Annotated in this window: 13 protein-coding genes; 3 read left to right on the top strand and 10 right to left on the bottom strand. The window is 66.4% G+C overall.

Features of this window, described 5'->3' with window-relative positions; translation table 11 throughout:
• Positions 1 to 132 precede the first annotated feature (132 nt).
• Complete coding sequence (cynS, locus tag ACYP33_RS28585) at positions 133 to 582, top strand: cyanase (protein ID WP_414441346.1); 450 nt, start codon at positions 133 to 135, stop codon at positions 580 to 582.
• A gap of 459 nt (positions 583 to 1,041) precedes the next feature.
• A complete protein-coding gene (locus ACYP33_RS28580) occupies positions 1,042 to 2,436 on the top strand; it encodes a TIGR00366 family protein (protein WP_459624757.1) in 1,395 nt (464 codons plus the stop codon).
• Between the two features lie 216 nt (positions 2,437 to 2,652).
• Here the strand turns inward: ACYP33_RS28580 and ACYP33_RS28575 are convergent, their stop codons facing one another.
• The 3 genes from ACYP33_RS28575 to ACYP33_RS28565 form a co-directional block, all read right to left on the bottom strand.
• Positions 2,653 to 3,912: a type II toxin-antitoxin system HipA family toxin gene (locus tag ACYP33_RS28575; RefSeq protein ID WP_459624756.1), complete on the bottom strand. Its 1,260-nt coding sequence runs from the start codon at positions 3,910 to 3,912 to the stop codon at positions 2,653 to 2,655.
• Positions 3,905 to 4,225, bottom strand: a complete 321-nt coding sequence (locus ACYP33_RS28570) for a helix-turn-helix domain-containing protein (protein ID WP_459624818.1) — start codon at positions 4,223 to 4,225, stop codon at positions 3,905 to 3,907. Before ACYP33_RS28570 ends, ACYP33_RS28575 begins: the two co-directional genes overlap by 8 nt.
• 166 nt (positions 4,226 to 4,391) lie before the next feature.
• On the bottom strand, positions 4,392 to 4,901 hold the full coding sequence (locus ACYP33_RS28565) for an Lrp/AsnC family transcriptional regulator (protein WP_414441343.1): 510 nt from the start codon (positions 4,899 to 4,901) through the stop codon (positions 4,392 to 4,394).
• 172 nt (positions 4,902 to 5,073) lie between these two features.
• On the opposite strand from ACYP33_RS28565, the gene mdeB reads away from it, so the two are divergent.
• Complete coding sequence (gene mdeB, locus ACYP33_RS28560) at positions 5,074 to 7,797, top strand: alpha-ketoglutarate dehydrogenase (protein WP_459624755.1); 2,724 nt, start codon at positions 5,074 to 5,076, stop codon at positions 7,795 to 7,797.
• Between the two features lie 57 nt (positions 7,798 to 7,854).
• On the opposite strand, the gene ACYP33_RS28555 is transcribed toward mdeB, so the two are convergent.
• The 7 genes from ACYP33_RS28555 to ACYP33_RS28525 all read right to left on the bottom strand — a co-directional run bounded on the left by ACYP33_RS28555 (position 7,855) and on the right by ACYP33_RS28525 (position 15,681).
• A complete protein-coding gene (locus ACYP33_RS28555; RefSeq protein WP_459624754.1) occupies positions 7,855 to 8,127 on the bottom strand; it encodes a hypothetical protein in 273 nt (90 codons plus the stop codon).
• A gap of 27 nt (positions 8,128 to 8,154) precedes the next feature.
• The gene (locus tag ACYP33_RS28550) at positions 8,155 to 8,958 is read right to left on the bottom strand and encodes a helix-turn-helix transcriptional regulator (protein ID WP_414441340.1); all 804 of its coding nucleotides are present in this window, start codon (positions 8,956 to 8,958) and stop codon (positions 8,155 to 8,157) included.
• Positions 8,959 to 9,416: 458 nt separating this feature from the next.
• On the bottom strand, positions 9,417 to 10,526 hold the full coding sequence (gene sfnG / locus ACYP33_RS28545) for a dimethylsulfone monooxygenase SfnG (RefSeq protein ID WP_459624753.1): 1,110 nt from the start codon (positions 10,524 to 10,526) through the stop codon (positions 9,417 to 9,419).
• Positions 10,527 to 10,660: 134 nt separating this feature from the next.
• On the bottom strand, positions 10,661 to 11,815 hold the full coding sequence (locus ACYP33_RS28540) for an enoyl-CoA hydratase/isomerase family protein (protein ID WP_459624752.1): 1,155 nt from the start codon (positions 11,813 to 11,815) through the stop codon (positions 10,661 to 10,663).
• Positions 11,812 to 12,714, bottom strand: a complete 903-nt coding sequence (mmsB, locus tag ACYP33_RS28535) for a 3-hydroxyisobutyrate dehydrogenase (RefSeq protein ID WP_459624751.1) — start codon at positions 12,712 to 12,714, stop codon at positions 11,812 to 11,814. Before mmsB ends, ACYP33_RS28540 begins: the two co-directional genes overlap by 4 nt.
• Before the next feature lie 57 nt (positions 12,715 to 12,771).
• Positions 12,772 to 14,460: an AMP-binding protein gene (locus ACYP33_RS28530; RefSeq protein WP_459624750.1), complete on the bottom strand. Its 1,689-nt coding sequence runs from the start codon at positions 14,458 to 14,460 to the stop codon at positions 12,772 to 12,774.
• Positions 14,461 to 14,547: 87 nt separating this feature from the next.
• A complete protein-coding gene (locus tag ACYP33_RS28525) occupies positions 14,548 to 15,681 on the bottom strand; it encodes an acyl-CoA dehydrogenase family protein (RefSeq protein WP_414448120.1) in 1,134 nt (377 codons plus the stop codon).
• Between the last annotated feature and the right edge of the window lie 37 nt (positions 15,682 to 15,718).

Raw genomic sequence — 15,718 nt, 5'->3', positions numbered from 1 at the left:
CGATGATTCGCCGCGGCGCGCCGATGCAGCGCGCCGTCGTCCCGCACGCCACATTCCGCTTCGCCGCCGCGCGCCATGCTCGCGTGGCGGCGTGGCGTTCCCTGTTCAGTTGTCCCAACGGAGCCAGCAGCGATGATTTCGAGCCGCGAAGAAGTGACCAGGATGATTCTGTCCGCCAAGGTGCGCAAGGGCATCAAGTGGACGCAGGCCGCCGAGGCCACCGGCCTGTCGAAGGAGTTCACCACGGCCGGCTGTCTCGGCCAGATGACGTTCGACAAGCCGCAGGCCGAGGCGCTCGGCAAGCTGTTCGAGCTGCCCGACGAGGCCGTGGCGTGGCTGCAGATCGTGCCGTACAAGGGCTCGCTGCCGTCCGCCGTGCCGACCGATCCGCTGATCTACCGCTGGTACGAGATCGTCAACGTGTACGGCACCACCATCAAGGAGCTGATCCACGAGGAATTCGGCGACGGCATCATGAGCGCGATCGATTTCTCGATGGATATCCAGCGCGAGAAGGACCCGAAGGGCGACCGCGTCAACGTCGTGCTGTCGGGCAAATTCCTGCCGTATAAACAGTACTGATCGCCCCTGCGGGCCGGGCGCCTCGCTGCCCGGCCCGCCTTCCCGCGCCACCCTGTCTTACCGATTCATTTCAGTTTTCGCCGATCGCCTTTCAATTCGCATTCATCGCGCATTGAACTCGGGCGAAATACCCCTATCGTCCTCTGCCGCGCCTTGACACCGGTTTCGCACACGGCGATCATGGCCGCGTTCGATTATCGAAACAGTGTTCGAATATCGAACTCATAACAAGAACAGGCTGGCCGGCCGACGCGCGCGAGCACACCGAACGCGCGACGTGGCCGACGCGACATCAACCCGCTGCGCCGAGGCACTCGCCTTGAGCACCTGGAGGAGCACCGCACCCTGTCCCGCTTGCGCCGCACCGGCTTGCCGTGCGCGCGGGCGGGCGCATCCGCATGCCGATCCTGGCGCCCCGGCCAGCCAGCAGACACCCCTGCTGCGCAACCGACTGACAGCATGCAAAGAGACCGTACCCTCGCCCACCCGCCCGCTCGAGAATCGCGCGGCGTGGTATCCGCCCTCGTCTACGTGTTCGAACGCGTCATGCCCGACCCGTTCGTGCTCTCGATCTGCCTGACCGCGTTGGTCGCCGTGCTCGCGTTCGTCATCGCGCCCAAGGGCGACGTGCCGACCGTGCTCGGCTCCTGGTATGAAGGCACGTTCGGCATTCTCGGCTTCGCGTTGCAGATGATCCTGATCCTCGCCACCGGCTATGCGATCGCCGAAGCGCCCGTGGTGCAGCGCGGCCTGCGCGCGATGGCCGCGCACGCCCAGACGCCGGCCCGCGCCGCGCTGCTGGTGTTTCCGGTGGTGGCCGTGGCGGCCTGGCTGAACTGGGGGCTCGGGCTGATCGTCGGCGCGATGCTGTCGCGCGAGATCGCGCGGCGCGTGCGTGTCGATTTCGCGTGGCTGGTGGCCGGCAGCTATTCGGCCTGGTCGATCTGCAACAGCGGGCTGTCCAGCTCGATCGCGCTGTCGCAGGCTTCGCACGGCAACGCGCTGAACCTCGTCGAGAAGGCCACCGGCCAGGTCGTGCCGCTCGCCAGCACCGTGTTCGCGCCGTTCGTGTTCGTGCCGACCGTGCTGGTGGTGGTGGTGATGACGGCGATCTTCATCCGCATGCATCCGCGCGAGGAAGACGTGGTGCCGTTCGGCGAGGCCGCGGAAAGCGAAGCCGGCGGCAACGCCAGCGACGATCCGCATGCGCGCGCCGGCGGCGGCACGCCGTCGTTCGCCACGCGGCTCGAACAGTCGATGCTCGGCACCGCGCTGCTGTTGCTGTTCGGCGTGGGCTTTCTGGTGATGGAATGGCGTGAGCACCGCTTCGATCTCGACATCAACACCACCATCCTGATCTTCCTGATGATCGGCCTCGCGCTGCAGCGCACGCCGATCGCCTACGCCAACGCGATCCGCCGCGCCGCGCGCCAGACCGGCTCGATGCTGCTGCAATACCCGGTGTACGGCGGGATCATGGGCATGATGAAGGGCACCGGGCTGGCCTCGATGATCGCCAAGGCGTTCGTGACGATCGCCACGCCGATGACGCTGCCGCTGTGGAGCTACCTCAGCTCGCTGATCATCACGCTGCTGGTGCCGAGCGCCGGCGGCCACTGGGCCGTGCAGGGGCCGTTCGTGCTGCCGGCCGCGCTGAGCCTGCACGCGTCCGTGCCGCGCACCGCGATGGGCGTGGCGATGGCCGAGAACGTGTCGAACATGCTGCAGCCGTTCTGGGCGGTGCCGATCGTCGCGATCGCGGGCATCCGGATTCAGCGCGTGATGGGGTATACGGCGGTGACGTTCGCGGTGTCGCTGGTGGTGTATGCGGTGGCGCTGTGGCTGGTGCCTTGACGGCTGGAGGCCCGTGGGAATCGAGGCGCTTGAGTGGGAAACGGGTGCCGAGATTCCGCCACTTTACCGATCGCTGCTGCATGCTGGATGAATCCGGCGTTCAGGCGATGATTGCGTGCGCAAGCATCGGGTCGCGGGCTGCTGCTCTGGAGAAAATGACAACTGGACCGTTCGCCCGCCAGTACCTTCTCAGCGAAGACTGCGGCCCCGGCGACCTCATCGCAGTCGCGCCACGTTCTCGTCAATACGGCGCTGGATCGTGCGCAAGGTATCTCGAGTCATAACGAACCGGGACATGCTCTCGGCGATGTCGGTGAACTGGCTGGCCACATCACAAATGCGGTCGATTATCGTAGCGCCAACTTCTTGGGGGACTTCGGCTTCTTCAGCCAGTCGAAGCATGTGCGCGCGGGAAATCTCCAATGCCTCGCCCATCACGTCCATCTGATGGTATCCACCCGGCCCCTCGCAGAAGGTCACGTCGTATGCCGGCGCCAATCGCCATTGCCCCTCTGGCGCCATGGTGTACGCGAAATTCTTGGGGTGATCGTCTCGATTGTTGAATGCAACGTTGAAGACGGCACGCTCGAAGGCTCTTCCCATCTCTCGCACATCATTCGTGCACATCTGTGTCGCCCGCAAGAAGCCGACGTACTCCAACGACCCCGGCGTCCGATAATCGGCGCCCGTAAAAGCGGCCAGGCTTTGCATGGGCACCCGTAGTCCGTCGTGGCGATCAAAACGCTTGCTGGCAAATGCCGCCAGCCCGTTCGGCAAACTGAAGTACTGCGTGTCCGGAGTCTCGATGCCACATTTGCGCAGGCATTCCGCATAGACCATCTCGATGGCGCATACCTCGGGGTGTTCGTCTTTAGCGGGGAACTTGACCAGCCAGGCTTCGAAGCCCGGCGTGACGGCAGTGGTCAACCCGCCGGATTGGGGATCGCGGTAAACCAGGGCTTTAGGCCTTGCACCTTGAGGCGAGCCGCCCACCAATAGCAACGTCTGCAGGAACTCCCCCCCCTTTCCATGGAGTACATCCTGCACTTCGGCAGCCAGCTGTTCCAACGGGATATGGACGTCCGGTTCTCCTCCTCCGGGGGCCACGGGCTCGAACGTCATGGCCCCCATCGCGTTGCGGCCGATGTAGCCCAACCTTTCGAGGGCGCCAATCCGCGCTGCGGTGAGCCCACGGCTCCTGAACATGCGATCCATCAGCAACATGCCCCACCCGTCCGGCAAGGCGTCATAAACAGGCCCTGGCAATTGCATCTGGTGGCTCGGGAAATCTCGCCGCAACTGAGGCCCCGCCAGAGGCAACGTGTACGAGGACAATTCAAGGCCTCTCCGCCTGGCTTCACTGCTGTACTCGAACACGATCAGCGGGCGACCGGTCAGCGCAGTCGTGGAGGCCAGCGTACCCCAATGCCATCGCTCACCCCAGCCCTCATAGAAAACGTTGACCTCTTCAAGCATTGTCGAGCCTCTTTTTCTTCGTGCGGAGGCGATTGACGCTATTTTCGTAACGCCGAATGTCCTCGATGCTGTCCAGCTTGGGTAGGAACAAGCCTTCGAGCTCCTTGATTCGGCCAAGAACCATCGCCACTCGAACCACGGCCTCGAAGCCGACATTGCGCCCGGCCTCCAGATTGGACACGGTGTTGGTTCCGATGCCGGCACGCCCGGCCAGATCGGCCTGTGTCATACCCAGAGCCAAACGCTCCGTTCGCAAGCGAGCACAGAGGCGCTTGATGACCTCGGCAGGCTTGTTAAGGCTTAAATCCAACATAGTGTGCATCTACCTCTTCTCCGCAATCAGCATCCCGAAATGTGGAATTGGCAGCAATTTTTCTCGTACATCGTAACTCCACAATTCCAAATACTATTGACTAAAACCCGCGCATAATCCACATTATAATGGAATTAACTCTAGTTTCCCAGCGGAGCAGCCCCCCTTATTCCTCCTCCCGACTCAACGTCAACCCCGCCGCCGGCAACGGCAACGCCGTCCGATACCGCACCTGCTTCAGCGCAAAGCTCGACCGAATATTCGACACGCCCGGAATCGTCGTCAGCCGGTCGATGATGAAGCGCTCCAGCCCGTGCATGCTCTGCACCACCACGCGCAGCAGATAATCGGCGTCGCCCGACATCAGATAGCACTCCATCACCTCGGGCCGCTGGTCGATCGCCAACTCGAAGCGGCGCAGCGCGTCCTCCTGCTGCTTCTCCAGGCTGACCTGGATGAACACGTTGAGCTTGAGGCCGAGCGGCTCGGGATCGAGCAGCGTCACCTGCTGCTTGAACAAACCGAGCTTTTCGAGCGCCTTCACCCGGTTGAAGCACGGCGTGGGCGACAGGTTCACGGCGCGCGCCAGTTCGGCATTGGTGATGCGCGCGTTCTGCTGAAGCTGGTTCAGGATCGCGATATCGGTGCGATCGAGCCGGATCGAATCATTGGGCATGAATGTAACAATTCCTGGAATGAGCGAAATTCCGGAATATTTATACTGCACGCGAGCCAAAACGCAAGCCAATACAGACACACATTCCGCGATCGGCTCAGTACGCTTGTCGGATCGCCGCGTTCACCGCGCCGCGGCCCCACATGCAGCCTCCCCTTGCCGGAGCATCACCATGACCGACCTGTCGAACGGCGTGCCGTCGATTCTCGCCCTCCCCGCCCATCCGATCGACGACGACCCGGTCGAAACCGGCGAATGGCTCGCCGCGCTCGACGGCGTGGTCGAACATGCCGGCCCCGAGCGCGCGCATTACCTGCTCGACCGGCTCGCCGCGCAAGCCTCGGCGCAAGGGCTGGCCACCGGCCGCGTGCGCGCCACGCCGTACGCCAACACCATCCCCGTCGAGGCCCAGCCGCCTTACCCGGGCGACCTCGAAATCGAGGCGAAACTGGCCGCCGCGCTGCGCTGGAATGCGCTGGCGATGGTGGTGCGCGCGAACCGCGCCTATGGCGAGCTGGGCGGCCATATCGCCAGCTACGCATCGGCGGCGGACCTGTTCGAAGTGGGTTTCAACCATTTCTTCCACGCGGCCAGCCCCGAACGCGACGCCGATCTCGTCTATTTCCAACCGCACTCGGCGCCGGGCGTGTATGCGCGCGCGTTTCTCGAAGGCTTCCTCGGCGAAGCGCAGCTCGACCATTACCGCCGCGAAATCGCCGGCCCCGGTTTGTGCTCGTACCCGCACCCGTGGCTGATGCCCGATTTCTGGCAATTCCCCACCGGCTCGATGGGGATCGGGCCGATCAACGCGATCTACCAGGCGCGCTTCATGCGCTACCTCCAACATCGCCAACTGCTCGGCACCGAAGGCCGCACGGTGTGGGGCTTCTTCGGCGATGGCGAGATGGACGAGCCGGAATCGATCGGCGCGCTGTCGCTGGCCGCACGCGAGCAACTGGACAACCTCGTGTTCGTCATCAATTGCAATCTGCAACGGCTCGATGGCCCGGTGCGCGGCAACGGCCGCGTCATCGACGAGCTCGAAACGCTGTTCGCCGGCGCAGGCTGGAACGTCATCAAGGTGCTGTGGGGATCGGATTGGGACCCGCTGTTCGCGCGCGACCGCGACGGCGCGCTGCTGCGCGCGTTCGCCAACACGGTGGACGGCCAGTTCCAGACCTTCTCGGCCAACGACGGCGCCTACAACCGCGAGCACTTCTTCCAGCAGAACCCGCAGCTCGCCGCGCTGGCCGCGCACCTGAGCAACGACGACATCGACCGCCTGCGCCGCGGCGGCCACGACGTGCGCAAGCTGCACGCGGCCTACGCGAAGGCGCGCGCGCATCGCGGCCAGCCCACGGTGATCCTGGCCAAGACGATGAAGGGCTTCGGGATGGGCGCGATCGGCCAGGGCCGCATGACCACCCATCAGCAGAAGAAGCTCGACCTCGACGATCTGAAGGCGTTCCGCGACCGCTTCGCGCTGCCGCTGTCGGACGACGACGTGGCCGACGTGAAGTTCTACCGGCCCGCCGCCGACAGCCCCGAGATGCGCTACCTGCACGCGCGCCGCCAGGCGCTCGGCGGCTACCTGCCGCGCCGCCGCCGCGAGGCCGGCACGCCGCTGGCGGTGCCGCCGCTGTCGGCATGGGGGCAGTTCGCGCTCGACGCGGACGGCAAGACGATGTCCACCACCACCGCCGTGGTGCGCATGCTCGGCGGCCTGCTGAAGGCGCCGTCGATCGGCGAACGGATCGTGCCGGTGGTGGCCGACGAAGCCCGCACGTTCGGCATGGCCAACCTGTTCCGCCAGGTCGGCATCTACTCGCCGCACGGCCAGCGCTATCAGCCCGAGGATCTCGGCTCGATGCTCTATTACCGCGAATCCACCAACGGGCAGATCCTGGAGGAAGGCATCTCGGAAGCGGGCGCGATCTCGTCGTGGATCGCGGCGGCCACGGCCTACAGCGTGCACGACCTGCCGATGCTGCCGTTCTATATCTACTACTCGATGTTCGGCTTCCAGCGCATCGGCGATCTGATCTGGGCCGCCGCCGACCAGCGCGCCCGCGGCTTCCTGATCGGCGCGACCTCGGGCAAGACCACGCTCGGCGGCGAAGGCCTTCAGCACCAGGACGGCACGAGCCACCTGGCCGCGTCGGCGATTCCGAACTGCCGCGCCTGGGACCCGGCCTTCGCCTACGAAGCCGCGCTGCTGATCGAGCACGGCATGCGCGAGATGGGCGAGCAGCAACGCGACGTGTTCTATTACCTGACGGTCACCAACGAAAATTACGCGCAGCCTTCGATGCCGGCCGGCGACGCGGTGCGCGAGGGCATCCTGCGCGGCCTGTATTCGTTGCAGCCGGAGCGGCACGCTTCGGCGCGCGTGCAGTTGCTCGGCTCGGGCGCGATCATGACCGAGGTGCTCGCGGCGGCCGCGATGCTCGAAACCGATTGGGGCGTAGCGGCGCAGGTGTGGAGCGTGACGAGCTACACCGAGTTGCATCGCGAGGCGATCGCGGCCGAACGGGCGGAACGGCTGGGGGAATCTGGGGGCGAAGCGGAGGAAGAAGCGGGCCTGGAAACGGCGGTCGGTTCGGCACTGCGCGGCGCGCAAGGCCCTGTGATCGCAACCAGCGACTACGCAAGGGCGTTGCCGGAATTGATCCGCGCGTTCGTGCCGGCGCACTACGTGACGCTCGGCACCGACGGCTTCGGCCGCAGCGACACGCGGCAGGCGCTGCGCGAGTTCTTCGAGGTCGACCGCGCTTCGATCGTGGTGGCGGCGCTGCATGCGCTGGCCGGCCAGGGTTCGGTCGATCGCGCGGTGGTACGCGCGGCGCGGGAGCGTTACGGCAAGGACGGCCGCCGCGCGGCGTCGTGGCAGTCCTAACGGATGCGCGGCGCGCGGCGGCGATGCCTCAACACCGCGCCGCCGCCGTGCAAGGGTTCAGCGGGAAGCCGCCATGGCGGCCGCTGCCGCCGAGTCGTTCATCGCAAACCAGTCGCGTGCGGTCGTGACGATCACGGCCGGCGCGACCGAGCAGCTGCCGAACGCGCGCGACCCATCGGCGCGGTACCACAGCCTCGACACGATATCGCGCGCATCGCGCATCGTGATTTCGGGAAAATTCTTCAACATGGCCCTTCTCTCTCGGTATCGATCCAGACGGCGCACACCGGCCTGCTGTCGGCTGAGGTCGCGGCGCAACGCCGGGTACAACGGTTTCGGTGCAAAAATGTGGCGGCTTCACGCCCCGTCGAGCACCCACTTGACGAGCCCGTGACGTCCCTTGAAGCCCAGCTTGGCGGCTGAACGCTTGATATAGGTTTCGATGGTGCTGGGCTTGACGCCGAGCTTCTCGGCCATCTCGCGAAACGTGCTGCCGCTCAACAGGCCGACGCACACCTCGATCTCGCGATCGGACAACACCACGGCAACACTGGACAAGCGGCGCTCGAACTCGCTGCGCAACAGCGCCTGGCGGTTCGGGTCGGCGGCATGGCCATCGGCCGGCTCCGGCCGGGCACCCGCGGCAAAACGCCGGTGGGACGCGTGGATTTCGACGAGCGGCAACAGCATTTCGGCGCAGCTCTTCAAAAACGACATTTCCTGCAACGTGAAATCGTAGGCCTGATAGGGACGGTACAGCGAGATCACGAAGCGCCGGTTCGCCTTGCGCGAGACCAGGTGACATTGGAACCCACGCTCATGACGGCACGATGGCAATGCCTCACGCGTGTCGTCACGCAACTGCGGGGGATTCAGGTGGATCAGTTGGGTGTCCGAGGCATCGAGCACCTTGCGCGACAGCGGATCGTGCGCGGGATCGGCCTTCGGCATGACCGGGCGGATGTCCTGATCGTGCGAGGCGAAGGCGCCCAGCAGATGCACGTCGACGATTTCGCCGCGGCTCTCGTTGACCGACCAGGCGGTGATCTTGGTCGAGGCCAGCTCGACGGAACCGGCGAGCAGCGCGTGCAGGTTCGACGCGAAGCGCTCGGTGCCGGTGCTGGAGATGATTCTCCCTAGCTTGCCAAATAGCTCGACCAATTGGTTTTCCTCGGAATGTTCTGTTTATCCGGCTTGGGCCGCATGCGGCGCCGGTATTGCCCCGTTCGATCCCCTGCCGCGCCCCGCTCGCGCCGGACGCTTTGCATGCCGCACCGGTGTCGCGGCCGACGCCGAGGTGGCATGCCCGGGCTGCTCCTCTCAAAGCAGCCGGCGATCATCGCCGTGCAGCGCGCGAAACCGGCCATGTTTTTGGCCTGGCGAACGCTGCCGGAAATTCTCAGAGTTGCGACTGTACTGGATTTTCGATGACGCCGCTGTTGCTCGCCAAAATACTTTTCGGATGCCTTCGCATCGGTCGCGACAACGGCGGGAAAATTCGCGCAAAGCGAGGCGCAGCAACGAATGGCGGCGCAAAACTGCGATTGCAGTCGAGGCTTGAAAACCTGTCGAAACAGCCGGGCAAAACTGCGATCGCATGCCCGGCTCGCGGCATCACGTCACGCCGGTTGCGCCTCGCGTTGGCGCTCGAGTTCGCGCACCAGCGGCAGCACGCGCTCGCCGAAATACACCACCTCCTCGTGGTAATGCAGGAAGCCGGCCAGCACGAGATCGACGCCGATCGCCTTCAACGCGACGATCCGCTCGGCGATCTGCTGCGGCGTGCCGATCAGGTTGGTGCGGAAGCCGTCGTTGTACTGCACGAGATCCGCGAACGTCGAGTTGGCCCACATGCCCTGCCCGTCGGGCGCGGCCTTGCCGGCCTGCTTGACCGCGTGGCCGAACGCGTTCACGGCGTCCACGTCGGCATGGCGCACGATCTCGTCGAGCACGGCGCGCGCTTCTTCCTCGGTATCGCGCGCGATCACGAACGCATTGACGCCGAAGCGCACGCGCCGCCCCTGCTGCGCGGCGGCGGCGCTGATCTCGTCGATCTGCGCGCGGTGGCCGTCGAGCGTGTTGCCGTTCATGAAATACCAGTCGGACACGGCCGCCGCCATCTTGCGCGCGGCCGCCGAATTGCCGCCCTGGAAGATTTCCGGGTGCGGTTGTTGAAGCGGCTTGGGCTTCAGCGTGTAGTCGTTGAAGCGGTAGAAATCGCCCTTGAACGTGAAGTTGTCCTCGGTCCACACGCCGCGCACGGCGCGAATGAATTCCTCGGAGCGGCGGTAGCGTTCGTCGTGTTCGAGCCACGGCTCGCCGAGCGCCGTGAATTCGCCCTTGAACCAGCCGCTGACCACATTGATGGCCACGCGCCCGCCCGTCAGTTGATCGATGGTCGCCAGTTGCTTGGCGACCACGGCCGGGTGCCACGGCCCCGGCAGGATCGCCGCGATCACCTTGAGCCGCTCGGTGGCCGCCAGCAGCGCGTGGCTGATCGCCACCGATTCGTGCTGGTATTCGGCGCCGTAACCGGCCGTGAAGCGGATTTGCGACAGCGCGTAATCGAAGCCGTGACGCTCGGCGAGTTGCGCAAGCTTGCGGTTGTAATCGGCGTCCCAACTGGTGCGCTGCTCGATCTTGCTGACCACCAGGCCGCCGCTGACATTGGGCACCCAGTAGGCGAATTTCAGCGCTTCGGGCGGCTGGCTGATCGGATCGTGACTCATCGACGGATTCCTCGCATGAAAGGACGGAACGGCCGGAGCAAGCTCCGGCCGGGCGTTCGACTCATGCTAGGTTTGCGGTTCGATGCGGCCAACCAATCAATTCGACTATCGATTCCGCCTCGGCGGCATAGGCCTCAGTCGCGCCCCAGATCGGCGAGCGGGTGGGTATCGGGCGTCCACGGCGACGACAGGAAATGCCGCACGCGCTCGCCGCTCACCTCGGCCAGCGAGGCCGGCGACCAGCGCGGCCGGCGATCCTTGTCGACCAGATGCGCGCGCACGCCCTCGATGAAATCGCCTTCCTCGATCGCGCGCACGCCGATCTCCAGCTCCATGCGGAACGCTTCGGCCAGCGTCATCTGCCGCCCGCGCAGCAGCGCGTCGCGCGTCACCGCCAGCATGGTGGGCGAATGTCCGAGCAACGCATCGAGCGTGGCCAGCAGCCATTGGCGGTATTCGCGGCCGGTTTCGTCGCGGTCGAGTTCCTGGCGCAGCGTCGCGACGATCCGCTCGACGCTCGAGCGGCGATCGAAGTGCCGCACGATCCACGGCAACTGGCCTTCGAGCGCGGCGTGCGGCACGACGTTGGCCGGCGGCTCGAACACCGCGCGCAACGCGCCGGGCAGATCGGCCCCGGTGAAATCGGCGCGTTCGAGCCGCTGCTCGAACGTATCGAGCCACGCGCCCGGCACGCATACGTCGGCCAGCCGCGCGGCCAGCGCATCGGCGCCCGACAGCGTCACGCCGGTCAACCCGATGTAGAGCGCCAGTTCCACCGGCAGCGCCGACAGGAAATGCGTCGCGCCCACATCGGGCACGAAGCCGATGCGCGTCTCGGGCATCGCGATCTTGCTGCGCTCGGTGGTGACGCGCAACGCCGCGCCCTGCGCGAGCCCCATGCCGCCGCCCATGGTGATGCCGTCCATCAGCGCCACCAGCGGCTTGGGGAACGTGTGCAGCGCGTAATCGAGCCGGTATTCGTCGACGAAAAAGCCGATCCAGTCGCGCGAGCCGGCCTGGGCCTCGCGATAGAGCGCGCGCACGTCGCCGCCCGCGCAAAAGCCCTTGCCGCCCGCGCCGCGCAGCACCACGGCGACGATCGCGTCGTCGCGGCGGCAGCGTTCGATCAGCACGGCCAGCTCGCGCACCATCGCGTGCGACAGCGCATTGAGCGCGGCCGGCCGGTCGAGCGTGACCACGGCGACGCGGTTGATCACGCGCATCGTCACTTCGGGCGCGGCGGCGGTGGCGGCGGCCGTGCGGCCGTCGGTGTCGTTCAATGCAATCATCGGGATTCCTGTTTTTCCGGCATCTGGTAGAGGCGGATCACCGCCGAGAAATCGAGCCGGCCGTCACCGCGGCTGCTCAGGGTCTGGTAAAGCTGCTGCGCGAGCGCGCCGAGATAGACGGGCTGGCGCACTTGTCGCGCCGCATCGCCGGCGAGGCCGAGATCCTTCAGCATCAGGTCGGTACCGAAGCCGCCGGTATAGCCGCGCGAGGCCGGCGCCGTCTCGATCACGCCCGGGTAGGGGTTGTAGGTGTCGGCGCTCCAGCAGCGGCCGGTGGAGGTGCCGAGGATACCGCCGAGCACCTTCGGATCGATGCCGAGCGCCGCGCCCAGCGCCATCGCCTCGGCCACGCCGGCCATCGAGATGCCGAGCACGAGGTTGTTGCAGATCTTCGCCACCTGCCCCATGCCCACCGGCCCGCAATGCACGAGGTTGCGGCCCATCCCGCTCAGGATCGGCGAGACGTGCGCGAATGCCTCGGCGCTGCCGCCCACCATGAACGTCAGCGTGCCGGCCGCCGCGCCGCCGGTGCCGCCCGACACCGGCGCATCGACGAAATGCCCGCCGCGCGCCTCGACCAGCGCGCCGAACGCCTGCGCGCTGGCCGGATCGATGGTGCTCGAATCGATCACCGTGGCGCCGGGCGCGAGCCCGGCCAGCACGCCGTCGTCGGCCGTCAACGCGGCGCGCACGTGCGCAGCGGCGGGCAGCATCGTGATCACGCAGGCGGCATCGACAGCCGCGTCGCGGGCCGACGCAGCCAGCGCCGCGCCGCCGTCGGCCACCAGCCGCAGCGCGTCGGCATTGAGGTCGAACGCCTGCACATCGTGGCCCGCCTTGACGAGATTCAGCGCCATCGGCGCGCCCATGTGGCCGAGGCCGACAAATCCGATCTTCATGATGCGTCTCCCGGTTGCTACGTCATCCTATGTTTCCGGCTGCATGTTCGGCCGCCTTCAGGCCGGGAAATCCTCTTCCCAGTATTCGTCGGGCATGCGCGCCGCCGGATCGGCATCGCGCTCGATCTCGCGCCGTCGCAACTCCACGCGGCGGATCTTGCCGGAGATCGTCTTCGGCAACTCGGCGAACTGCAGGCGGCGGATGCGCTTGTACGGCGCCAGCTTCTCGCGCGAGAAGCGGAAGATCTCGCGCGCCAGCGCCTCGCCCGGCTCGTAGCCGGCGCGCAGCGTGATGAAAGTTTTCGGCACCGACAGCCGCAGCGGATCGGGGCTCGGCACCACGGCCGCCTCGCCGATCGCGGGATGCTCGATCAGCACGCTTTCCAGTTCGAACGGGCTCAGGCGATAGTCGGACGACTTGAACACGTCGTCGGCGCGGCCGATGTAGAGGTAGTAGCCGTCGCTGCGGCGCAGCGCGATGTCGGAGGTGCGGTAAAAGCCGTCGCGCATCGCCTGCGCGGTCGCTTCGGCATGGTTCGCGTAGCCGCGCATCAGGCCGCCGGGCCGCTCGCCGTCGAGCGGCAGCGCCACCTCGCCCTCCTCGACCGGTGCGCCGTCGGGGTCGAGCAGCGTCACGCGATAGCCGGGCATCGGCCGCCCCATCGAGCCGGCCACCACCGGCTGGCCCGGCGAATTGCCGATCACGCAGGTGGTTTCGGTCTGGCCGTAGCCATCGCGGATCGTGATGCCCCAGGCGCGGCGCACGCGCTCGATGATCTCGGGATTGAGCGGCTCGCCCGCGCCGATGATCTCGCGCAGCTTCACCGCGTAATCGGCCAGCGGCTGCTGCACGAGCATGCGCCAGACGGTCGGCGGCGCGCACAGCGTGGTGATGTCGTAGCGCACCAGCGTGTCGAGCGCCTGCTTCGGATCGAAGCGCGTGTAGTTGAACGCGAACACGCAGGCCTGCGCATTCCACGGCGCGAACAGGCAGCTCCACGCGTGCTTGGCCCAGCCCGGCGAGCTGATGTTCCAGTGGATGTCGCCCGGTTGCAGGCCGATCCAGTACATCGTCGAGAGGCTTCCGATCGGGTAGGTGCGATGCGTGTGCTCGACGAGCTTCGGCTTCGAGGTGGTGCCCGACGTGAAATACAGCAGCAGCGTGTCGTCGGCGTGGGTGGGCGCGTCGGGCATGAACTCGGCCGATGCGGCGTAGCCGTCGTCGTAGCACAGCCAGCCGTCGCGCTTGCCGCCTACCACGATCCGCGTCAGGTTCACGCCGGCCTCGTCGAACTTGGCCGCTTCGTCGGCATCGATCACGGCGTAGCGCGCACCGCCGATCGACACGCGGTCGCGGATATCGTCGGCGGACAGTTGCGTGGTGGCCGGCAGCACCACCGCTCCGAGCTTCATCGCCGCCAGCATGGTTTCCCACAACTCGACGCGGTTCGGCAGCATCAGCAGGATGCGATCGCCGCGCCCCACGCCGATCTCGCGCAGGTGATTCGCAATCCTTGACGATTGTTCCGACATCCGCGCGAACGACACCGGCTCGCCCGCGCCCGTCGCCGCATCGACGATCCACAGCGCCGGCCGCGCATTGCCGCGCGCCATCGGGTCGAAATAATCGAGCGCCCAGTTGAACGACTCGACGCTCGGCCAGCGAAACTCGCGATACGCCGTGTCGTAATCGGTGCGGTGCCTCAGCAGGAAATCGCGGGCGTCGAGGAATGCCTGTGCCGTCATCGTGTCGTCTCCTTCGGTCTCGCGCACGTTATCGTGCGTCGTCGTGCATCTTCGTGATTCATGCGTACCGCCTGCCGGCACGCGATGCTAGAGCTGCCGCGCGATCACCATGCGCTGCACTTCGCTGGTGCCTTCGTAGATCTGCGTGATGCGCGCGTCGCGATAGTGGCGCTCCACGTCGTAGTCGGCCAGGTAGCCGTAGCCGCCGTGAATCTGGATCGCGTCCGAGCATACCGCCTCGGCCATCTCGGAGGCGAACAGTTTGGCCTGCGAAGCTTCCGACAGGCACGGCAGGCCCTCGGTGCGCAGCCGCGCCGCATGATGCACGAGCAGCCGTGCCGCGTTCAGTTGCGTGACCATGTTCGCGAGCTTCTCGGCGATCGCCTGATGCGCGGCAATCGGCTTGCCGAACTGGATGCGTTCCGACGCATAGCGGCGCGCCTTGTCGAACGCGGCCCGCGCGATGCCCACCGCCTGCGCCGCGATGCCAATGCGGCCGCCTTCGAGGTTCGCCAGCGCGATTTTCAGCCCCTCGCCGCGCGCGCCGAGCAGGTTCGCTTCGGGAATCGCGCAATGCGTCAGCGTGACCGGGCAGGTGTCCGACGCGCGAATGCCGAGCTTCTTCTCGGGCTTGCCGACCTGGAAGCCGGGCGTGTCGGTCGGCACGAGGAACGCCGACAGGCCGCGCTTGCCCAGGTCGGGATCGGTCATGGCAAAAACGATCGCCACGCCGGCGCGCGACGCGTTCGAGATGAATTGCTTGTTGCCGTCGAGCACCCATTGGCCGTCCTTCAGCACGGCGCGCGTGCGCAGGTTGTTGGCCTCGGAGCCGGCCTGCGGCTCGGTCAGGCAGAACGAGCCGATCATGCGGCCCGACGCGAGCGGGCGCAGCCAGCGCTCGCGCTGTTCGTCGGTGCCGTAACCGAGGATCGGGCCGCAGCAGACCGAGTTCTGCACGCTCATCAGCGTGGCGCACGACGCGCAGCCGGCCGCGATTTCCTCGACGGCCAGCGCGTAGGCCGTGTAATCGGTGTAGGCGCCATCCCATTCGGCTGGCACCACCATGCCGAGCAAGCCCAGTTCGCCCATCTGCGCGATCACGCGATCGGGCAGTGCGCCGTCGCGATCCCATTGCGCCGCGTTCGGGGCCAGCACTTCGGTGGAAAAATCGCGCACGCTGTCGCGAATCATGCGTTGATCTTCGGTGTAGAGCGCATCCATGGCGTGCCTTGTCTCGTGATCTGGTGTGTCGCGCGCC

The organism is Burkholderia sp. 3C (assembly GCF_054589155.1).
Note: the sequence above shows the minus strand (reverse complement) of the source record. Positions and strands in the feature narration are given on the sequence as shown.